This window comes from Parabacteroides sp. KHUB-02 (assembly GCF_056640955.1).
The window spans coordinates 865,227-887,509 of sequence record NZ_JBWQEV010000001.1 but is presented as its reverse complement, the minus strand read 5'-3'; the positions used below and the strand labels follow the sequence as shown (position 1 = coordinate 887,509).

The 22,283-nt window shown below is 46.6% G+C and carries 21 protein-coding genes; 3 read left to right on the top strand and 18 right to left on the bottom strand.

Annotation, left to right across the window (positions count from 1 at the left end; all coding sequences use genetic code 11):
- Window positions 1–42 precede the first annotated feature (42 nt).
- From ACYIA1_RS03930 to ACYIA1_RS03920, 3 genes are all read right to left on the bottom strand, one after another.
- Window positions 43–723 carry an ABC transporter ATP-binding protein gene (locus ACYIA1_RS03930; protein ID WP_005858035.1) on the bottom strand — a complete coding sequence of 227 codons (681 nt, stop codon included), beginning with the start codon at window positions 721–723 and terminating at the stop codon, window positions 43–45.
- Window positions 724–826: 103 nt separating this feature from the next.
- Window positions 827–1,078, bottom strand: coding sequence for an RNA polymerase sigma factor (locus ACYIA1_RS03925; protein WP_005866389.1), 252 nt, complete (start codon window positions 1,076–1,078; stop codon window positions 827–829).
- 225 nt (window positions 1,079–1,303) lie between these two features.
- Complete coding sequence (locus tag ACYIA1_RS03920; protein ID WP_122144118.1) at window positions 1,304–2,185, bottom strand: hydroxypyruvate isomerase family protein; 882 nt, start codon at window positions 2,183–2,185, stop codon at window positions 1,304–1,306.
- A gap of 113 nt (window positions 2,186–2,298) precedes the next feature.
- Here ACYIA1_RS03920 and ACYIA1_RS03915 point away from each other — a divergent pair, with 113 nt between their 5' ends.
- Both ACYIA1_RS03915 and ACYIA1_RS03910 read left to right on the top strand, forming a co-directional pair.
- Window positions 2,299–2,961: a DUF2490 domain-containing protein gene (locus ACYIA1_RS03915; protein ID WP_008774273.1), complete on the top strand. Its 663-nt coding sequence runs from the start codon at window positions 2,299–2,301 to the stop codon at window positions 2,959–2,961.
- Window positions 2,962–3,022: 61 nt separating this feature from the next.
- The gene (locus ACYIA1_RS03910; RefSeq protein ID WP_005858047.1) at window positions 3,023–3,703 is read left to right on the top strand and encodes a queuosine precursor transporter; all 681 of its coding nucleotides are present in this window, start codon (window positions 3,023–3,025) and stop codon (window positions 3,701–3,703) included.
- Between the two features lie 25 nt (window positions 3,704–3,728).
- Here the strand turns inward: ACYIA1_RS03910 and ACYIA1_RS03905 are convergent, their stop codons facing one another.
- The 15 genes from ACYIA1_RS03905 to ACYIA1_RS03835 all read right to left on the bottom strand — a co-directional run bounded on the left by ACYIA1_RS03905 (window position 3,729) and on the right by ACYIA1_RS03835 (window position 21,565).
- The gene (locus ACYIA1_RS03905; RefSeq protein WP_347172738.1) at window positions 3,729–4,343 is read right to left on the bottom strand and encodes an HAD family hydrolase; all 615 of its coding nucleotides are present in this window, start codon (window positions 4,341–4,343) and stop codon (window positions 3,729–3,731) included.
- 1 nt (window position 4,344) lies between these two features.
- A complete protein-coding gene (locus tag ACYIA1_RS03900; protein WP_480334441.1) occupies window positions 4,345–5,682 on the bottom strand; it encodes an ABC transporter substrate-binding protein in 1,338 nt (445 codons plus the stop codon).
- A 6-nt stretch (window positions 5,683–5,688) separates the two neighbouring features.
- On the bottom strand, window positions 5,689–6,477 hold the full coding sequence (locus ACYIA1_RS03895; RefSeq protein ID WP_005858053.1) for an ABC transporter permease: 789 nt from the start codon (window positions 6,475–6,477) through the stop codon (window positions 5,689–5,691).
- Complete coding sequence (locus ACYIA1_RS03890) at window positions 6,477–7,274, bottom strand: ABC transporter permease (RefSeq protein WP_005858055.1); 798 nt, start codon at window positions 7,272–7,274, stop codon at window positions 6,477–6,479. The genes ACYIA1_RS03895 and ACYIA1_RS03890 overlap by 1 nt, the downstream gene beginning before the upstream one ends.
- A gap of 12 nt (window positions 7,275–7,286) precedes the next feature.
- Window positions 7,287–8,675: a polyamine ABC transporter ATP-binding protein gene (locus ACYIA1_RS03885; protein WP_121956415.1), complete on the bottom strand. Its 1,389-nt coding sequence runs from the start codon at window positions 8,673–8,675 to the stop codon at window positions 7,287–7,289.
- Window positions 8,676–8,990: 315 nt separating this feature from the next.
- Window positions 8,991–12,434: an alpha-L-rhamnosidase gene (locus ACYIA1_RS03880; RefSeq protein ID WP_480334438.1), complete on the bottom strand. Its 3,444-nt coding sequence runs from the start codon at window positions 12,432–12,434 to the stop codon at window positions 8,991–8,993.
- A gap of 94 nt (window positions 12,435–12,528) precedes the next feature.
- Window positions 12,529–13,929: a class II fumarate hydratase gene (gene fumC / locus ACYIA1_RS03875; RefSeq protein ID WP_008779616.1), complete on the bottom strand. Its 1,401-nt coding sequence runs from the start codon at window positions 13,927–13,929 to the stop codon at window positions 12,529–12,531.
- A 150-nt stretch (window positions 13,930–14,079) separates the two neighbouring features.
- On the bottom strand, window positions 14,080–15,012 hold the full coding sequence (locus ACYIA1_RS03870; protein ID WP_005866377.1) for a glycosyltransferase family 2 protein: 933 nt from the start codon (window positions 15,010–15,012) through the stop codon (window positions 14,080–14,082).
- 5 nt (window positions 15,013–15,017) lie between these two features.
- Window positions 15,018–15,398, bottom strand: coding sequence for a GtrA family protein (locus ACYIA1_RS03865; protein WP_005858065.1), 381 nt, complete (start codon window positions 15,396–15,398; stop codon window positions 15,018–15,020).
- The gene (locus tag ACYIA1_RS03860; protein WP_413639473.1) at window positions 15,385–16,134 is read right to left on the bottom strand and encodes a hypothetical protein; all 750 of its coding nucleotides are present in this window, start codon (window positions 16,132–16,134) and stop codon (window positions 15,385–15,387) included. The genes ACYIA1_RS03865 and ACYIA1_RS03860 overlap by 14 nt, the downstream gene beginning before the upstream one ends.
- Before the next feature lie 89 nt (window positions 16,135–16,223).
- A complete protein-coding gene (locus ACYIA1_RS03855) occupies window positions 16,224–17,225 on the bottom strand; it encodes a GRP family sugar transporter (protein ID WP_224202197.1) in 1,002 nt (333 codons plus the stop codon).
- A gap of 7 nt (window positions 17,226–17,232) precedes the next feature.
- On the bottom strand, window positions 17,233–18,237 hold the full coding sequence (locus ACYIA1_RS03850) for a nucleoside hydrolase (RefSeq protein ID WP_413641121.1): 1,005 nt from the start codon (window positions 18,235–18,237) through the stop codon (window positions 17,233–17,235).
- Between the two features lie 13 nt (window positions 18,238–18,250).
- Window positions 18,251–19,807, bottom strand: a complete 1,557-nt coding sequence (locus ACYIA1_RS03845; RefSeq protein ID WP_413639471.1) for an ADP-ribosylglycohydrolase family protein — start codon at window positions 19,805–19,807, stop codon at window positions 18,251–18,253.
- Between the two features lie 21 nt (window positions 19,808–19,828).
- Window positions 19,829–20,752, bottom strand: a complete 924-nt coding sequence (rbsK, locus tag ACYIA1_RS03840; protein ID WP_122377577.1) for a ribokinase — start codon at window positions 20,750–20,752, stop codon at window positions 19,829–19,831.
- Between the two features lie 459 nt (window positions 20,753–21,211).
- The gene (locus ACYIA1_RS03835) at window positions 21,212–21,565 is read right to left on the bottom strand and encodes a winged helix-turn-helix transcriptional regulator (protein ID WP_005858079.1); all 354 of its coding nucleotides are present in this window, start codon (window positions 21,563–21,565) and stop codon (window positions 21,212–21,214) included.
- A 166-nt stretch (window positions 21,566–21,731) separates the two neighbouring features.
- On the opposite strand from ACYIA1_RS03835, the gene ACYIA1_RS03830 reads away from it, so the two are divergent.
- On the top strand, window positions 21,732–22,262 hold the full coding sequence (locus tag ACYIA1_RS03830; protein WP_022191891.1) for a DJ-1/PfpI family protein: 531 nt from the start codon (window positions 21,732–21,734) through the stop codon (window positions 22,260–22,262).
- Window positions 22,263–22,283: the final 21 nt, after the last annotated feature.

Here is a 22,283-nt window from a genome sequence, read left to right as displayed (position 1 = left end):
CTTATAAAAAACTCTTGTGTGTATGTGTTTATGTCATGTTGACTAAATAAATTCACTAACGGAAGAAACAACGCTACCGTCGAATAAATTGATCACACGGTGGGCGAAACCCGCGTCGTGCTTGGAGTGCGTCACCATTACGATTGTCGTTCCCTCCTTATTCAGCTCGGTGAGCAGCTGCATAACCTCGGCACCGTTCTTGGAATCCAAGTTACCCGTTGGCTCATCGGCCAAGATTATCTTCGGGTTGGAAACTACCGCACGAGCGATCGCCACACGCTGCTGCTGACCTCCGGAGAGTTGCTGAGGGAAGTGAGCCGCACGGTGGCTGATATTCATCCGCTTCAAGATATCCGTTACCATCTGCTTACGCTCCGACGCCTTGATCTTTAGATAAGTCAACGGCAGCTCCACGTTCTCAAAAACGTTCAACTCGTCTATCAAGTTGAAGCTCTGGAACACGAAACCGATGTTTCCCTTACGGACCTGCGTACGCTCTTTCTCTTTCAAGTGTCCTACCTCTTGGTCGCCCAAGTAATAATTTCCCTCGGAAGGATTATCCAGCAAACCCAGAATATTCAACAACGTAGACTTACCGCAACCGGAAGGTCCCATGACAGCGACGAACTCGCCATCTTTTACCTCCAAAGAAACCTTATTCAACGCAATTGTCTCAACCTCTTCCGTACGGAAAAACTTACTTAAACCTTCGATCTTAATCATGACTGTATTTGTTTTAATTGTTATCTAACTATTTAATTTACCATATCTAATTCAAATAGTGTGCCAAACTAACTAAATATTTAATTCTCAAACAAGTAGTATTTTACTTTCCAAAACAGACTGTCCAATTATTTGACAGTGGTGTACAAAATTTAGACACTACTATCCAATATCTCGACATAAAAAAATAGTCTAAATTATAATAGTCTAACTCGCCACGCATATACCATAGTTTCAAAAAGACTTCCTGCATGATATCCTCGGCATCCTCCGGGTTATCAAGCAGCCTTCTCGCGTAAAGGAATAGTTTCTCCCGCAAAGGCAATATCTCTTTTTTAAACTGTTCTTGTTCCATTCTATCTTAATGACAATCGAGAAAAGAAAACGTAACATGGCTGGAGAAAATAAATTCAAGGTCTTTGTCATTCTAGTATTATAGTCGTGCCACCCTTATGGCACGATAATGCCACGGCGATGGCACGATGATGCCATAGCGATGGCACAACGATGCCACGCTGGTGGCACAGCCGTGCCACTATAACGGCATTGGCTTGGCACTGTAAGTTATTACTAAATAGCCCTATACATCACAGATACGGATACACTTCTCCAAGGAAGCGATCTTGTCTTCTTGGGCGGGGACGAACTCCTGCCCAACGAAGCCTTTATAGCCTGTCTCCATAAGAGCCTTGATGATAGCCGGATAATAAAGTTCCTGCGTCTCGTCGATTTCCGCACGTCCCGGGCTACCTCCGGTATGGACATGGGAGAAGTATTGATTATATTTCCGGATATTCTCGATGATATTCCCCTCCATGATCTGCATATGATAAATATCATATAGTAACTTAAAATTAGGGGAACCGATACGGCGACAAAGCTCCGCCCCCCAAACCGTATGATCGCACAGATAATCCTTATGGCCGACACTGTTCAAAAGCTCCATAGTCAAGACGACCTTATGTTTCTCCGCTAACGGGATAAGGCGCTTCAACCCCTTCTCGCAGTTCTCCCAGCCTTGCAAGTCCGTTACGCCATTACGTCTGCCGGAGAAGCAAATCAAGTTTGTCAATCCAGCGTCCGCCACCATCGGGATCACCTTCTCATAACTGGCGACCAACTCGTCATGCAAGGCCGGATCATTGAAACCTCGATCTATTCCAAGCCCGGCCCCTTGCGCCATCGCCACCGTCAGGCCATGTTTTTGTACGATCGGCCAATCTACCGGGTCCAGCAACTCAACGGATTCAATCCCTATATGCTTGCAGATCTCACAGAACTCGTCCAGCTTATAATCGCCGAAACACCATTTACTTACGGAATGGCGGACATTTCCTTTCAAGGTTTCCTTCACGTCTGTTTTCTTTTTCGCGGCGGCTGCCGCCTCGATACCTGTAGTCGCCAAAGCCACGCCTCCAGCTAAAAATGTCTTGATAGCCGTTCTTCTTGATATGTTTTCCATGTATTCGAATTTGATAGTTAATAGGAGACAAATATAAGAAAAATCGGATATAATATCCTGAGGCGTTGGTATTACATCCAAAAACACTACTTTTGCATCGGAAGTCACTCTACATGAAAAACACATCATATACAAAACGATCTATTTATCTGATCCTATTCTTTATAATAGGATGCACTTCATCCCTATACGGAATGGAAGGCGCAGGTGTGTATTTCAAGGCGAGCCTATGCGGAAAAATCTATAAGCATTTATCCTTTCTTGTAGAAGAGGACATCCGTCCGAGAGATGACTTTAAGGAAGCGGAATGGTTCCTCACCACCGTTGAGGTAAACTACAAGTTTAATAAATATCTTCTGGCAGGAAGCGGATATATGTCTCTAGCACGATACAAGGCATCCGACGAGTTACGAAACCGATATTATCTCTACGCTACGGGGACTTATTCGGCCGGACGTTTTACCCTCTCTGTCCGGGAACGTTTTCAAAGTACCTATAAGGTTCACGCCGAACATCCCAAGAATTATCTGCGTTCGATGCTGACCCTCTCCTATAAGATCGGCAAGAGTGGTTTCTGTCCTTTTGCCTACACCGAGGTCTTCAATGATACGCGAAATAAGATGCGGTCCGATAAGATCCGTTTCTCCACAGGAAGTAATTACCAACTAAACCCGAACAATAACCTCCAACTCTATTATCGCTACCATATATTTAATGTAGACGATCCCGTGAATTACCGCCATGCGATCGGTATCTGCTATACCCATCGTTTTTAATGAGAATTTTCGTACCTTCGCACCCCGAGTGCTTGATAAACCTCGTTAAAAACAAGAAGACATGCAAAAAACAGTTACAGTACCTTTCATGCTGCTAGGTATACTTTTTAATATATGCCTTGTAGCGTCCAATCTTTTAGAGACAAAAGTAGTGCAAGTAGGCGGTATAACGGCTACCGCAGGTTTGATCGTATTCCCGATCTCGTATATCATCAATGATTGTATAGCGGAAGTGTGGGGATTCAAGAAGGCACGGCTAATTATCTGGAGTGGCTTCGCCTCTAATTTTCTGGTGATCGCATTCGCGCAATTGGCGGTATTATTACCGGCCGCCCCTTTTTGGGAGGGTGAGGAAGGTTTCAATTTCGTCTTCGGGATGGCCCCACGTATAGCGGTCGCCAGCTTGATAGCGTTTTTGGCCGGTTCTTTCCTGAACGCCTATGTGATGAGCAAAATGAAAATCGCCTCCAACGGAAAGAATTTCTCGTTACGAGCGATCGTATCTACCCTTATCGGTGAGAGCGCCGATTCCCTGATCTTTTTCCCGATCGCCTTCGCCGGATTGATCCCGGCCGGAGAATTGCTTATCATGATCGGGACGCAGGCGGTACTTAAATCCTTGTACGAGGTTATCATCCTTCCCGTCACCATCCGTGTCGTAAAGTACATCAAGAAAGTAGACGGGAATGATGTGTATGATCTTGGTACCTCGTATAATATCCTAAAGGTTAAAGACATTTAGGCCGGGACCAAACAATGACCGGCCTTCATTTGAATAGATGCGACCAATCCTCCCTTTGCTGCGGCATATAGGACTTCATTCCCAATAATTCAGCCGCCCGGCAATTCACGGAAGCGTCATCAATCAGCATAGTCTCCTCGGCTAAAAGATTCGAGTCCTTCAGTACGTACTCAAAAATATCCACGTTCGGCTTCAGCATATGCAATTCGTAAGAGAGGTAAATCTTATGGAAGAAATCTTGGGCACAAAGACCTTGATAAGAGAAATAGGTATCTTCGGACCATTTCCAATGAAGCTCGTTCGTATTGCTCAGAAGCATCGTATTATAGCGTTCACGAAGCTCCAATAGCAGACGCAACTTATTTTCCGGGACGTCTCCCAACATGGCGATCCATGCCGTGTCGATTTGTTCGTCCGTCAGGGGCTTTCCCGATAAGGCACGAATATCATCGCGAAACTGTTCCACCGAAATCGTTCCCAACTCTAATCGCTCAAACAAGTCCTTATGTTGATAGTTATTCGTGATCTGTTCCCGGATATTCTCCACGCCCAGATTCTCGAAAGCCTCGATACAACGGTTGCGAGTCAAGTTAATAAGCACACCGCCCAAGTCTATAATCAAGTTCTTTATGCCTTCCATATCATTTCTTTTTATACCAGCTACGACGTCTACGATGTCGTCTTTTCTGTTGATAACGATTGATCCGCTTGTAAACGACCCAGACAAACAACAAGCCGAAAACAGCGAATATCAATATAACAATCCAAGAGTTAAGATTGTCACCTTTTACCCGGCTCCACATTTCCAGAACCACCTCCGTCTCGTTCCCGAAATCACGGATCATGGCACAACGTTCCACGACCTTCCGGTCCGGATATTGAGCCGGGTCTATCTGGACACGCTCCGCTCCCGGTCCGAAGAAATAACTTACGTCCGAGAACTCGGTCTGCGTCGTATCGATCTTTTCCGCCAATATTTCCGGGGTGGCCACGGTGCTGACATATCCGGTCACTTCCATATTACGGCAGACGATGTCCGGACGGCATAGATAGTCCATAAAATAACTGGCCGCCTTCACGTTGCGAGCGTATTTAGGGATCGCCCAACCATCGTACCAGATATTACTACCCTCCAAAGGAACCTCATACCCCAGATCTACGCCTACGGCACTCGCCTCTTCCATGGCCCAGACCGCGTCGCCGCTCCAAGTGAAATTCAGCCACGCCTTTCCTTTCGTCATCATCTCCTTACCGAAATCGGCCTCCCAACCGGCGATATTCGGTTTCATTTTCTTTAAGTATTCCTCGGCGATAGCGATCATTTCCGAGGAGCTATCGTTCATCAATTGCTCCACCGTGATCGTACCATTCGCCAATTCCCTCGCATGGGCGTATATGATAGCGGTTCCATAAGCGTCACGATAACTATCCTTCATCAAGATCTTATTCCTGAAACGAGGGTCCCAAAGGCATTTCCACGACATTACCTCGTCCCTCGAGACATCGGCTTTATTATACAACAGGCCGGCGGTTCCCCACATATAAGGAACCACGTAGTCGGTAGTCTTACGGCCCGGCTGACTTAACTTATTCAGTTCCTCTTGGATATAGGGAGAGACATTGTCGATATAATCCGGTGTCTTCCCGAAATTACGGTCGATCGGTAGCAAGAGATTTTTCCGCAGCATGCGCTCAAGGATATACTCCGAAGGGCAAATCAAGTCGAAATCCTCATGTCCCCGCTCGATCTTGGTCAACATGATCTCGTTGATATCAAAGACCTGATAGATAATCCGGACTTCCTCACCCGTCTGTTCCTTATACCATTTCGGGAAATCCGTCAGGACGTCCTCGTCGATATAATCTCCCCAGTTATAAATCTTCAAGATCTTGCTTCTCTCCTCGTCCGAGCGCCCGCAAGAAGTGAACAGCCCCATAAGCAGGGCCAAAACAGACAGAATCGATATAAATTTCTTCATTTTCATTTACGCTCGCTTCGCTTTCTCAGCACGTTTATTTATAACAATCAACAATACTAACACGGTTACGAATATAATCGTTGAGAGGGGACGCAGTTCCGGGGTCAAACCTCCTTTCCGGGCATCCGCGTAGATAAAGGTGGAAAGGGTTTCCAAGCCCTCATTACCAATTGTAAATATGGTCACGGCGAAATCGTCGATAGATAGCGTGAAGGCAAGGATAAAGCCACTGATCATACCCGGACGGATTTCCGGGAAGATCACCTTCCGCAAGGCCTGAAACGGAGTCGCCCCCAAATCCAACGCCGCCTCGTAGATATTCTGGTTCATTTGTTTCAAGCGGGGCATGACGCTTAATACCACATACGGCGTACAGAACGTGATATGCGCCAGCACGACCGTCGTCAAACCTTGAGAGATCCCTAAGCTGACAAACAACAGGAACAAGGAAATACCGGTAATGATATCCGGATTCAACATCGGGATGTTATTGACAAAACTCACGGCATTGCGGGCTCTTGCCTTCAAATTAAAGATCCCGATAGCGGCTACGCTCCCCAACAAGGTAGATACCGTAGCGGCTATCATGGCGATAGCGAACGTATTCCAAAGTGCGCTGACCAACGAATGTTGTACGTTGCCGGCAAAAAGAGAGCTATATAATTTCGTGGAGAACCCGGTCCAGTTACCCAGTACTTTCGCCTCCGTAAATGAGAAGATCATGATAATCAAGATCGGCGAGTAGAGCAATAATAACAAAGCCCATAGATATCCCTTAGCTAAATATTTCACCATCAGATAAGCCCTCCCTCATTCGCCGAATCACTGCTCTCATTGCTGAACAATCCCGTGATTCCGATTAATAACAACATGATAAGAGAAAGCGCCGCCCCGTAGTTCCACATACCGTTATTGATATTCTCCTGTATGGTCGTACCGAAGAGCTTGATATTGTTCATCGTCAACAACTCGGCGATGGCAAACGTAGAGATGGTCGGCATAAACACCATCATGATACCGCTCATCACTCCCGGCATCGATAGTGGGAATACGGCCTTGATAAATACCTGCGACGGATTCGCCCCCAAGTCTTGCGCCGCCTCTATCAAGCTGTGATCCATTTTCTGGAGCGTATTATAAATCGGGTAGATCATAAAGGGCAGGAAGTTGTACACCATACCAAAGATCAAGGCCCCCTCTCCCAGCGGGAAATTCAAGAAATCGAACAAAGCCACGGTAGCCAACGTACGGATCAAGATATTGACCCACATCGGAAGGATAAACAAAACGACCATCGTACGGGAAGTATTAAATCGGGCTTGGCTCAATATCCAAGCGGCCGGATATCCCAGCAGCAGACAAAGAATGGTCGTTATCAAAGCGATCCCGACTGAATACACGAAGGTGTTTATCGCCTCGGGATGGATCATAAACTTACGGAAATTGGCGAAGGTAAACATCCCTTCGTCATTCGTAAAGGCGTAATACACGATCAAGAGGAGCGGTATCACGACAAAGATGGCCAAGAACAGGACATAAGGAATGGTCCAGTTCCTTCGTCTCATAAAAAATGCAGAAAACGTATTGATCACTTCCTTCCCTTTTTAAGCATGAATAATTCGAATTTTATCCGGGGCGATCGTTATGCCGACATGGTCTCCATCATCCCATACATCGTTGGTATCGACAAAGATGTCCTCGTCCCAATCCGTAAACACGGTCAGATGATAATGGTTGCCTTTGTAGAGGATAAATTTCACCTCTCCGGTCAGGCGACCGTCTTCCTCGTTATCCTCCAAGATCACATCTTTAAAATCGATCTCGACTTTCACAGGCGTATTTGGCTCTATATCGGTTACCTCCTTGCATTCGAACGTACAGCCTAGGAATTCCACATGCGTAGCGTCGATGAGCTTTCCCTCGAAGGTATTGCAAATACGCTCTTTCTTCATTACATGGATATCGAAAGGCTTGATAAGAAGCCCGACCTCGCTACCCGCCTCGAACGGGTGGTAATCCTGTACCATGAACTCGTATCCGTTCGGGGTTTGCACCATCATCTCATAATGCACGCCCTTAAAGATGGAGGAGGTTACCGTACCCGTCAGCATCGCCGCCTCCGACGGCTCGAAGATGTAAATATCCTCGGGGCGCAACACGACATCTACCGGCATTTGCTCCCCGAATCCCTCATCCACGCACTCGAACTCATGACCGGCGAAAGAGACTTGCTTATCCTTGATCATCGTTCCGTTCAAGATGTTACTCTCACCGATGAAATCAGCGACGAACGAATTGACCGGCTCGTTATAAATATCGATCGGGGTACCGATTTGCTGGATCTTTCCCTCGCTCATGACAACGATCGTGTCGCTCAGCGTCAGCGCTTCCTCTTGGTCGTGGGTCACGTACACGAACGTAATGCCTAAGGACTTATGCATCTCTTTCAATTCCATTTGCATGTCCTTGCGCATCTTCAAGTCCAAGGCCGCCAACGGCTCATCCAGCAATAACACCTCCGGCTCATTCACGATAGCGCGAGCGATCGCCACACGTTGCTGCTGGCCACCGGAAAGGGAATCGACATCCCGATCCTCATAGTCTGTCAACCCTACCATTTTCAACGCTTGTTTCACTTTCTTCTCGATCGTGGCGGAAGGAAGTTTCTTCAGCTTTAGGCCAAAGGCGATATTATTGTACACATTCAGATGTGGAAATAAAGCATATTTCTGGAATACCGTATTTACGGGACGTTTATGCGGCGGCGTCTGCGTAATCTCCTTCCCGGACATCGTGATAACGCCCTCGGAGGCCGTCTGGAAGCCGGCTATCAAACGCAACAGGGTAGTCTTTCCGCAACCGGAAGGCCCCAAAATGGTTACAAACTCGCCCTTGCGGACCTGTAAATTTACATCATTCAGCACGGCTTTCTCGCCGAAATACTTCGATACGTGCTCCACGCTGATAATGCGATCCGATTTTCGTATTGACATTCTCGCTTGATCTAATTAGAATTAAACAATCATGAACAATGTTCTTATTTATTTTTGCGCGAATGTACAGATTTTAATAAGGCCGGGCACTATCGTTTTTACAAAATCTGACCTTACACCGGGTGAGAAGCACCGCATTTCTCCAAGATTCGACCTTGCACCCGGTGTAAACCCCGCATTTCTCCGAGATTCGACCGCGCACCCAGCGCAAGGTCAAATATTTCTCCAAGATTCGACCCCGCGCCCGATGTAAGCCCCGCATTTCTCACAGATTCGACTGCGCACCCGATGCAAGGCCAAATATTTTCTAAATATTCAATCCACACATATCCGGTAGCTCCCCGATCTCAATCGGTACACAGCCTTCCCATCCTTCAACCCCACGGACGTGATACCCTCCTGCCCTTTCTCCACATGAACGGACTTAACAGACCGGGCGGGCAGATATAAGGTAGCCGTCGTATTAGCGGGGATGGTTGCCTCGTATATATAGCCCTTCTTTTGGATTTGCCATCCACTCTCGATACGGCCATAGGCGGAATCGTAATGACCCCGGATGAACGAGAAGGTTCCGCCGATACGGGGTTGAAGGATGATGTGCTTATAGGCGGGTTGTTCCTCATCCCGCTGGATACCCAAGGTATAAGCTATCATCCACTCCTCGATAGCGCCATACGAATAATGGTTGAAAGAGTTCATGTCCACAGGGCCGAAGCCATTTACCAACGTGTAGGAATTCCAACGTTCCCAAATCGTGGTAGCGCCTTGCAAGACAGGGTATAGCCATGAAGGATAGGCGGTTTGCTCAAACAGCTTATAGGCGACATCGTCATAACCATTGTCGGATAATACCAAATTCAGGTAAGGCGTACCGATAAAGCCAGTCGTAAGCGTATAATTATGTTTCTTGATATTCTCTACCAGATGCCGGATCGCCAAGGGTTTGTTTTTCTCATTGAACAGATCAAACTGAAGAGGAACCACGTATGAGGTCTGCGTATCTACGATTTTCGCCTCGGTAGCCGCCGTTCCGGGCCACATACCTACTTGCGAGTCCTTGCCAAAGATAGATTCCACCGTCGGGGCGAACGTGCGTCCTTCCTCGTTTACGAACAGGTCGTTAAAAGACCTCTTCACGTTCTCGTAGAAAGTACGGAAACGCCTTTGGTCCGCGTCCTTCCCTAAACGTTTCGCTACCTGCTCCATAATCAAAGCGTCGTAGGCGGAGTAAGCGGTGTTCGTCAACATGGAATTCGTCGGCTCGATAGCCAGCCAATCGCCGAAACCACCGAAGGGCTGTACATAGCGTACAGCACGACGCTCCAAATAATCCATATAAGCGACCATGGAAGCGTAATGCTGTTCCAAAATACGCACGTCTCCGTATTGTTGATACATTTGCCACGGTACGATCACGCCGGCTTCCATCCATCCCATGGCACCTCCGCCATCCTCCGCGCCGTGAGGCGGGAAACCGACTACGGGTATATAGTTCGCGTAACTACCGTCATCTCCTTGATTATCCCGGACCGAGTAGAGCCAACGGGTGTAAAACGGATCGACATTCATATTATAAGTAGCCGTACGGGCAAATACCTGCGCATCCCCTGTCCAGCCCATACGCTCATCCCGTTGCGGGCAATCAGTCGGAACCGACAAGAAATTACCCCGTTGGCCCCAGATGATATTATTAAACAAACGGTTGACACGCTCGTCCGACGTCTCATAACCGCTCGTCCGCGCACCGATAGATTCCAGCACGATCCCTTTCACCGCCTCCAAGGGTAACGGCTTGTCCAACCCGTGAATCTCCACGTAACGGAAACCATGGAACGTAAAGCGAGGCTCATACGTCTCACCCGCCGCATCCCCTTTCAAGATATAACGATCCGTGGAAAGGGCGCTCCGGTAATTATCCGTATAGACTTGCCCTTTCTTCTCCTTATACATCGCGATCGTATACGGGGCGACAGGTTCGGTAGGGATCGTTTCCGGATAATTCATCTCCCCGAAACGGATCGTGATTTCCTGTCCGGCCTTTCCCTTGAAAGTCAGACGGGGAACACCGACCATATTCTGCCCCATATCATAGACATAGACACCGGGGATAGGCTCTACCACGGACTGAGCGGTCAGGGTCACATTATTTTGTATCGGGCTGCCTACATATCCTTGGATCTCCACATTTACCGGAGGAGCGGCGAATAAGGTCGCCGGTTTCCATGACGAGTCATCAAAACCCGGAGCATCCCAGCCGTTCACCTCTTTCCGGGCATCGTATTCCTCTCCATTCTGAAGGCCGTTAAAAGTGATCGGTCCCCGGTCATAACATTTCCAGCTATCATTCGTAACGATCGTCTCACGAGTACCGTCGGCATACTCGATCACGATCTTTCCCAATAAGGACTGGCGGGTTCCGTATTGATCCTGCCAACCGGTAAGGAAACCGCTATGCTCGCTCCACCATCCGGCGCCCAACATCGCCCCGATACCATTATCACCCGGTCGTAGCAAACTCGTTATATCATACGTATTATACATGATACGGTAACGGTAATCCGTCCAACCCGGATTCAGATAATCCTTTCCAACCTTCCGCCCGTTCACCGAGAACTCATAGATGCCCCTAGCGGTAGCATATAAACGGGCGCTCTTGACCGGTTTCTCTATCTTTATCGCTTTCCGGAGCATGGGAGCGGATACGTTCTCGCCCGGATACCAGACATTGAGCTTTCCCTCCCCTTTCTCCACATAAGTCTCGGCAGGATTGTACAGAAGCGTATTCCACGTATCCTCGCTGATACGCAAGTTGGAGAATGTAGCGGTCTGCCCTTTAGGTTGCAGGAAACCGATCGCGTACAAGCGGCAATGATAAACCAACTCTCCATCCGGATAAGGATACACGGTGAAAGCCCCTTCCTTGCCTCCCCAGAAATCACCACGGCTCTTCCGTTCTTTCTCCTCGGGAGTCAAAGAGGAATTCACCAAGGTCTTTCCATCGATCTCTATATCCACGAAATATTTCAAGGCATATTGGGCCGTCGTCACCTTCAACCGGATATGATGCACCTTATGCTTATCCGAGGCTGGGATGATAGAGGCCAGACTTTCCGCCGCATCTTGCCTCGTTTTTCCATCTGTGGTATGACGTAAAATGAAACGGGCATCCCCCGAACCATTCAAGTCCAGTTCAGCAGACACATAATTATCAGCGTCCCTCGACCCAAAGACAAATACGGCTTTATCATTACCCTCGGCAACCCGCACATCATAGTCGATCACATAATGCGAGCGATATTTGGAGAGTTGTGTCTCCGACGAGCCGATCCAACGGGCGCCACTCCATCCGGAACCCAGAAGACCGGTCTCGAACCACGCAGGCTCGGTGGAGGTAATTTCCGTTCCCGATTCATCCCATACGGAAACTTTCCAATAATAGCGAGTGGAAGGTTGCAATGCTTTTCCTTGATAAACTACGCCGACCGATTCCCCGGAAAGAACCTTTCCCGAATCATAGATATAACGCCCGGCAGCCAATTGCTCCGGACTATCGGCCACCCATAACCGATAAGCCTGCCCACAGGCCCCATAGCGATCGGACTCCATCTGCCAGTTAAAACGTGGCTGACTGACATCAATTCCCAGTGGATTGGTTTGATACTCAACCTGTAGGTTCTTCAATACGGTAACCGCACCCAGAGGTAGCCATCCGGCCAGCAACCCTAAGATTATAGACAAAATACATCGTGTGCTCTTCATAATACAAAGAATTAAAATGATAACGGTACAAAAATATCCATTATCATCTTAACTCTTTGTTTCATTTTTGGGAGAAGATGTAGCAGTTTTGACACTACTCAATCTCTCCTACCATCTTGGACGGGTCTACCCAACGATCAAACTCCTCGGCGGTCACATAACCGGACTCGATAGCCGCCTCCCGCAAAGTCTTATTTTCTTGATAGGCTTTCTGGGCGATAGCGGCGGCCTTGTAATATCCTATTTTCGGATTCAAGGCGGTAACCAGCATTAAGGAGCTATCCAGATGGCGTTTGATGTTTTCGTTCACCGGGGTAATGCCTTTTACGCAACGTTCACTGAAATTCAGGCAACCGTCACCAATCAAGCGGGCGCTTTGCAAGAAGTTCGAGATAATCACCGGCTTAAATACGTTCAACTCGAACTGCCCGTTGGAGCCGGCTATCGAGATTGTCACGTCGTTACCCATTACTTGAGCGGCGAGCATCGTCAATGACTCGCATTGCGTAGGATTCACCTTTCCCGGCATGATGGAGGAACCCGGCTCGTTCTCCGGCAAATGGATCTCACCGATACCGGCACGAGGACCTGAGCCCAACATTCGTATATCGTTCGCGATCTTCATTAAGCTGACCGCTACGGATTTCAAGGCTCCATGCGCCTCAACCAAGGCATCATGGGTAGCTAGGGCCTCGAATTTGTTCGGAGCGGTTACAAAAGGAAGCCCAGTCAACTCTGATATCTTCTTAGCGACACACTCGTCATAATTGACTGGGGCGTTAATACCGGTCCCAACCGCCGTACCTCCTAAAGCCAACTCGGAGATATGCGACAGGGAATCCTTTACTTTCCGTATACCATATTCCAATTGAGCCGCATAGCCACTGAACTCTTGCCCCAATGTCAATGGAGTGGCATCCATAAAATGAGTCCTCCCGATCTTCACGATCTTCATGAACTCCTCACTTTTTAGCGCCAACGCACGATACAGACTCTCCAATCCCGGGATCGTCACCTCCGCAGTCACCTTATAGGCGGCAATATGCATAGCGGAAGGAAACGTATCATTGGAGGATTGCGATTTATTCACGTCATCGTTCGGAAGCAGCACTTTCTCCTTATCCGTTAGCTTTCCTCCGCTCAGCACATGTGCCCGGTTGGCGATCACCTCATTGACATTCATATTCGTCTGGGTCCCGCTCCCCGTTTGCCATACGATCAAGGGGAAGGAGTCATTTAATTTACCCGCCAAGATCTCGTCGCATACCTTACCGATCAACTCGCATTTCTCCGGAGACAAGACGCCGGCGTCTTTATTAGCCAAAGCCGCTCCTTTTTTCAAGTAAGCGAACGCCTCTATCACCTCTTTGGGCATCCGGCTAATATCGGTGGCGATCTTGAAATTATTCACGCTCCGTTGTGTTTGCGGCCCATAATAAACGTCCACCGGCACTTCCACCTCACCTAAGGTATCTTTCTCTATTCTATACTTCATGACACATAAGTTTTATTAATCTCTTCTATGTATAAACTATCCGGATATCGAATTGTTTATGTTACATTCACAAGTATATCATGAAAAGACATTTATCATGGAACAGAATTCAGATCATAGAAAAACGGCTTATTTCGCCTCCGATGTTTTTTAATAGTTTTTCTTCTCGTCAATAATGTATTCGGGACGGGCCTTGATCTCGTCAAAGAGGATACCGACATATTGCCCTAACACGCCGACCGTCAATAGCTGCACACCTCCAAAGAAGATAATGGAAGTCATGATAGAAGTCCAGCCAACCTCGGCGTTACTAAAACCATAGATCTTACCCAACGTGAACCAAACCGCCAAGATTATACCGACCAATACGGATATAAACCCGAGACTCGTCGCCAAACGCAACGGCTTCTTCGAGAAATAAAGCATTGCCGTCGACGCGAATTTCAGCATCTTACTAATCGGATATTTCGTCTCGCCGGCGATACGCGCCTCACGCTCATAATAAAACGGCACTTGGTGGAAGCCCACCCAGCTTATCAAGCCACGGATATATTTTCCCCGTTCCTTAAAACGGTCGAACTCATTCATCACCTTCCGGTCCACTAAACGGAAATCTCCTGTATCCAGCGGGAAATGGACCTCGCTCATATAATTCATCACCCGGTAAAAAGCCTTGGAGGTGAACAGCTTGAAAAGACTCTCCCCTTCCCGTGACTTACGGACGCAATAAACCACGTTGGCATCCTCTCTCTCCTGCACTTCCAGCAGATCCGGAATCAATTCCGGCGGATCCTGCATATCGGCGTCGATGATAATCGCCAAATCAGCGTCACAGTTATTGATACCCGCCGTTACCGCCGGTTGATGACCGAAATTCCGGGAGAAGTGAATCACCTTCACATGAGGATCGGTAGCGGCTATATGATCCAACAAAGAACGTGTCTTATCCTGACTGCCATCATTTATATAGATAATCTCCGTAGGGTTCGGCAACTTTACCAAGACCTCTTTCGTACGCCGATACGATTCCTCGATCACGGCTTCCTCGTTATAACACGGGACTATAACCGCTAACTTCTTCATGCCTTTTAAGCTTTAAAGGTATAAAACTTATTTACTAAAAAATTAATCACCGTATAGAAAGCCATTCCAATCAAGTGGTTGTAGTAATGATCGATCGTAAGTCGGGAATTCAAGATCAGTACCAATCCGTACTGTAAGGCATAACAAATAATGAAAGCGATCGTGAACCGAACCGCCCCTTTCGTCCATCCGGTGGAACTTCCCTTGAAAGTCCATTGCTTGTTCCAGATGAAACTGTTTAATATGCCTGCCACATATCCCGTTAAGTTAGATAAACCTTCCCGGCATCCGAAGAGTTTCATCATCACCCAGATAACAATCATCGTTATCAAGGTATTGCTCAACCCGACTACACCATACTTAATAGCTTGCTTAATCGTCTCCATTCTTACTTATAATCTCGGAAATCTCCTCGGGTGTCAATTCCTTGACATTCGTGATCGTGAAAACATTCGAGAGGAAATCGCCGTATTGGTTACATTCATTGATCACCCGGTCCAACGTGGCTTTTATATCCGTACGTACCGGGATCAAGAACACCAGCTCCACATACTGCTCACCGATCGTCAAACGCTCGATCTCGCAGTCCGTTTTCGGCAGATAATAAGCGAACTCCCGCTCGATTGTCTGCCGCTGATATTCTTGGAAAGGTTTCTTGCCTTTAGACGTCATCAAGACATAGAAACGCAGCTTCTCCCCTTTTCCTCCCAAGCCGGTCGAGATATAAATTTGTTTCTCGTCGGAGAAATCGGACTCTAAGGAGATACGAGACTCCATCAAAGCCATGTAGGCCCAATCTGTCACTTCCGGGTCCGGATGCTGGGTGTATTCCTCCAACAAGCGGTACGCACGGACGGATTTCGAGGTAGCCAATTGAGATAACAAATATCTCTTCTCGGTCTTGTCCGTGGTTTCCTCCGTCAACAAAGTGTTGTACAGGATCTCGCACTCATCCTCCGATAAGGGACGGGGAGGCCGGTTTTCCTTCCGTACGTTTTCCGAGTATTTGAAATACTCCATCTGAAGTTCAACCGGCACACGCTGTTCTAGTATATGGAAATGTCCCTCCATCCTGCTGAAGGAATCACGGAACTTTTTGAATACATCACCTTCTTCTTTCATAGATCGTCTTTTTTCGTTATTAAACTCCCATAAACAAGAAACAAGAACAAAGGTAATGTTTTTTCCGGAATAAATAAAAATAACGTTATTTAAGCTCCCGCATAAATTAAGAACCCAAGTCCGATCACGAATAAAATAAACATCCCGACATTCAGACGATTGGAAATGGCTGGCGCTCCCTTGAACTCTTTCCAGATAAGGATACCCCATAAAGCGGAGACTAGCGTGGCTCCTTGCCCCAATCCGTAAGATATAGCCGCTCCCGCTTTCTCTGACGCTATCATACTGAAAGATTGACCGATACACCAGATAACACCCCCCAATACACCCACGAGATGCGTACTCATATCTCCCTTAAAATAACCGGATATGGAGACAGGCTTACCTTCCACCGGATGTTTCATTGCCAATGTGTTAAATAAGAAATTACTAACAAATACTCCTATGGCAAAAACAAATACGGCGGTATAAGGCGTCAACTTCCCGGGTGCCGGAGAAGCGAAATTCTCCATATCCATGGAAGCGGCGACAAAACGATAGAAAAAGGCCATGATCACGCCGGCCACAACCGATATAAGGATCCCCTTCCCCGATACTTTCTTGGTACCGACCAAGGCTTTCTTATAAGCCAGGCCATTCAAGATGATGGCGACCGTGATTAAGGCTACACCAATAAAGATATAAGTCGGTTCCCCCTTCGCCGCCCCGAAATAGTTAACCAATACGCCTAGCACCAAGGCCAATCCGATCCCTACCGGAAAAGCGACCGACAATCCGCAAATGGCGATCGCCGCAGACAACAAGATATTGGCAGCATTAAAAATAATACCACCCAAAAAGGCACTCCCTAAACTAGCGAGGTTCGCTTGCGCCAAATCCGGCAGGAAACTGCGTCCTTCCGTCCCGATGCTGCCCAAGGTAAAGCCGGAAATCAGAGAAAAGAGCAAGACACCAATCACGTAGTCCCAATAGAAGAACTCATATCTCCAAGTCTTGGAGGCTAATTTCTGCGTATTCCCCCACGATCCCCAACAAAGCATCGTAACGACACAGAATATGACAGCTAAAGAATAATCTTGTACGATATACATAAAAATACTATTTAATAGATGGTTGATGCATCATATAATTCTCTATCAAGGAAGCGACCTCCGTAGGCGGCATCTTCTCGATCAAACGAAGATCACGGCCATTGGGATTTGCCACCCAATTGTTAGTCCCCTCATCATCTACGACATGAAAGGTACCTCGCTCTACATCGAAATAAGGCTCATAACCTTTTATAGCGACCAATACCGCCGTATGATCCCAGCTCATGCGCCCTTCCGGGTCTCCCTCCGTGAAACAAAGGGCATACGCATCTTTTACAGGACTGTTCTCCACGTTCATTTGCACCAGTTTCTTTCCGGTCAAGATTACGTTCCCGATCTCAAAACCGCTAAAGACAATCTCTGTAGGCCATTCCTCCGCTACGACTTTCGAGGCAGGGACATCGCAATACACATTAAATTCTTTACCTTCCGGAAACAGGCCTGCCATAGAAACCAAACGTTTCACTTTCTTGGCGACTAATTCCTTTCCGGAGAGATCGCTATATTCATCAGCTCCCGATTGAAGCAAATCCCTTAAATTAGAGAAGAAACCAATCGTACAAATAACAACGCTGGTATCCGGTTGTTCGCTCAGAATCTTACGATACACCTTCAGAGCATCCGGAGCGTCGGAAGTCTTCGCCGTATGATGCGGATAGTTAGCGGGTAACTCGTCAGTCCACTTCGTTTTATGCCAAGTAGTCAAGGAGGCCCCCGGTTCGCTCTTTGGTGCCCCTACCGGTATGTCCGGACGGTTGAAATAAGTATTCAACACCTCAATGCAAGGTACCACCCGCTCATCATGGTTGGAGGAAAGAGTCGCAAGGATATTTACCTGACCGCTATCCGCCAAGGCATGCATCAAGGCCATAGCGCCCACATCATCATAATCCGGACCTAAATCGGTATCTAGAATAAGATTTACCGGTTGAGGCTTATCGGTTTGAGAAACATTCCCCTTACAGGAGATAAACAAGGCGAATAAGCCCATCAGAAACAATGATTTCTTCATAATCTTTATAATTTTATTGGTGAACAATCTCTTTCGGAGCATCCGAGTAAATCAGTATCTCACCGAAATGAACGGAGACATCATTACGTGGATTTAGCCATTTAAACGCAGCCGTATGTTTTCCCTTGGGCAGCTGATACTTCCAGAACAGGTCGTTCCTACGAGTCGTATAGGATGCCGGAAGGTTCGCCGTCTCAACCAGCTCCCCATCTAGGTACATCTCTACTTTCGCTACGTATTTATCATCTTTAGCGTTCACAAAGCCTTTGAATACGGCGCCTGTTCCCTCAAAAGGCAGTTCTCCTACATCGGGCAAATTCTTATTAACCGCCACTTTCTCTATCGGATACATACCCTCGAAAGCCTTCTCGTAACGAACGGCTACAGGTTGCTGGCATTTGATCGTCACCTCGTCACCTGAAACGGAACCGCCGTTGCGCTCTATCACTTGCAACGCTTGATCGAAGCCCATTTGGTAAGTCTTATTCAATGAGATGGTCGTATAGGCAAAATCCATATTCTCCACTTCTCTCAAGTTCTTCATCCAATAATCCGGTATATGGCTATAACCAAGGATTGTTCCTAAGATACCACCCGCGGAGGCTGGGTTGCAATCCGAGTCTTGTCCGCAACGGGTAGAGATATCCAATGTCTTATAGAAATCTCCCTCACCATAAAGCAAGCCGATAAGAATGTATGCGCTATTAATCACGGCATCGATATTGAACGGAACAAAAACACCATCCGGACAACCAATATCCGAGCTCCATTTCTTCTCACATTCAAACCAAGTGCGTTTCCAATCGTCCGGATATTCCTTATGCCAGCGGATCACATCGCTCATACATTTATAATAGATACTTTGCTCCGGTATCGTCTTCAATGCCTCAGTCACGATAAACTCGATATCATCCGAGATAAACGATAACGAATACATCGCCCCGACATACACACCGCCGTACCAACCATCTCCATAATTCATGATATGCCCGATCTTATCAGAAATCTCGGAAGCCGTATTCGGCATACCCGGCGACATCAGTCCGGCATAGTCCGCCTCGATCTGGTAATCAAGATCATCCGCATGCGGGTTATTCAGCCAATGACCGGATGCCGGAGGCATGATCCCTTGTAAAATATTATAACGTGCCGACTGGTTAGCATGCCACAACGTATATCCTGCCGTAGCGAACGCCATGGCGAATGAGTCTACAGGAGCATCCAATCCCAACCGGTCAAAGACATCTACGAACGTAAGGTCCATATAAACATCATCATATAATCCGGGAACATTCTCGTACCACCACTTGATATACCCGTCCGGCCATACGATCGGTACGTATTCCTGAATCATCGTTCCGTTATATTTGAACTCCGTCGGACCGCCATACGTACAGCCTATGGTTTGTCCGGCCCAACCTCCCTTAATCTTATCCATCAACTTTTCTTTACTAATCGTAAACTCAGCGGGAACCGTCGTTTGATCCTTTGCCGAGGGTTGTTGGGAACATGAGGTCGCCCCTATAAATAAAGAGGCTACCGCTATCATCGCAAATACTGTTTGTTTCATAATATTAGATTGTTTTTTAGATTAATCAAAGATATCTACCTCATTTCGATAAGGAGCGGAAGATTGCGCTCCCACACGAGTCACGGAAATGGCGGAAGCTTTGCAAGCGAATCTCACGGCTTCCCTTAAATCCCGCCCCTCGGCCAAAGCAACCGTTAAAGCACCGTTGAAAATATCCCCGGCCGCAGTAGTATCAACGGCTTCCACTTTTATCGCAGGAACCATATCTACCATGGAATCACAGTAAATCAAAGCTCCTTTTGAACCTAAAGTAATGATTACGTTCTGTACCCCCATCTCCATTATAACTTGCGCAGCCTTCTCCGCGGAAACCTCATCCGTGATCTTCACGCCGGAGATCATCTCCGCCTCTGTCTCATTCGGGGTAATCATATACAGATGGCGGAGTAACGCAGCCGACAATGGTTGAGCTGGAGCCGGATTTAGTATTACTCGCTTATTTTTCTTCCAAGCTGTCTTTGCGACAAACTCAACAGTATCCATCGGTATTTCTAACTGCATTAATATCAACTCGGCTTGTTCTATAGCTTCCTCTGCCTTCGCTAAATCTGTTGGCAGTAAATTCGCATTTGCCCCAGAAGCCACAACAATACAATTCTCAGCATGGGCATCTACCGTAATCAACGCTACGCCAGATGGATTCTTCGGATCTGAGAAAATATAGGAAGTATCAATCCCCTCTTCCTCAAATAGCCGCTGGGATTGATGCCCGAATATATCACTGCCTGTTTTACAAATAAACGAGACCTGTCCCCCTAACCGAGCAACAGCAACCGCTTGATTCGCTCCTTTCCCACCCGGGTTCATAAAAAATGTTCCTCCTAATACGGTCTCCCCCGGACGAGGAAGATGATTCGTCTTTATGACCATATCGGTATTGCTACTTCCAACAACCAATATATTATGATTCCGTAAGTCTTTCATGCTTTTCTCTTATTAATCATTCGTTTAACAAAAATATCATATATTCCGCTTGGTACACCAGATTTCATGTTAATTTAAATTCATTCACCGATGTCGCAAATATAAAAAGATCCAAAATATAAAAATCATCAATTAATCTTCATCGTAGATAAACCCAAATCGATATATTTGCATCATACAATTTCTCATATTCACTATATATCAAACACTTGATAATATCAAAAGTTCCATGAATAACACATACATATTATTAGTGCTTGTCAATATCTTGACAAAAGCTGAAAAAAGATATTTCCACCTTTACGCAAACCTTCAAAACGGGGATCAGATGTACCTCGCCCTTTTTAATCTAATAGATGCTAATACGTCTCCCGAACAGCTGTATACACGCTTTTGTCAGATTCAAGGTTGAATTAGATAAAGCAAAAAAATTAGCGGATAGATTAATGCCAAAGCAAGTCATGACGTATGTAAAACCCGGCTTTCCATAATACCACTCATCTGCTGCAACGCCCAATCCACCAATCCTTGGATATGGGGAATAAGACTTAATCCTCTTTCCGTTAAGCAGTATTCTACTCGGGGAGGAACTTCCGCATAGACCTTTCGTTCGATCAGACCATCCGATTCCAGCGTACGCAAGGTTACGGTCAGCATACGTTGCGATACATCCGCGATGGTTTTATGGATATCACTAAAACGCATGGTACCGTTAGCACTTAAAGTGATAAGCACTAGCATAGACCATTTATCTCCTAGCCGGCTCAATACGTCTCTCACGGGGCAATTCCCCGTCGGATGAAAGTTTTTCATTTTTTAACCTTTTCTATTTACTTGAATCTCAACAATGGTTACATCCATGTAAGTTCCTTATTTATAAGTGCCTTCTTGTTTTCTCTAAAAAAGGGGCTTACTTTTACGCCACAAAAGTAATAAACTTACGAAAAATAACTATTGTATCACTTAATAATTTACGATTATGGCAAAGAAAGTAGCAGTTTTAGCGGTAAATCCAGTAAATGGATTTGGTTTGTTCCAATATTTGGAATCATTTTTCGAGAATGGCATTACTTATAAAGTATATGCGGTAGCCAATTCAAAAGAGATCAAAACGAACTCTGGCATAGCTTTGACAGTAGACGATGTGATCGCTAATTTAAAAGGGCATGAAGATGAATACGACGCAATGGTATTCGCTTGTGGCGATGCGGTTCCTGTTTTCCAGCAGAACGCTAGCAAACAATACAATATCGATCTAATGGATGTGATTAAGAATTTCGGGGAAAAGGGTAAAATTATGATTGGACATTGCGCTGCCGCTATGCTCTTCGACTTCACCGGAATCACGGAAGGAAAGAAGCTAGCGGTACATCCGTTGGCTAAGCCTGCCATTAGCAAAGGACAAGCAACAGATGAGGATTCCGTAGTCGATGGCAATTTCTTTACAGCGAAAGAAGAACATTATATCTGTACTATGATGCCTCAAGTTTTGGAGGCCTTGAAGAAATAAGTTCTAGGACAAATAAAGCCA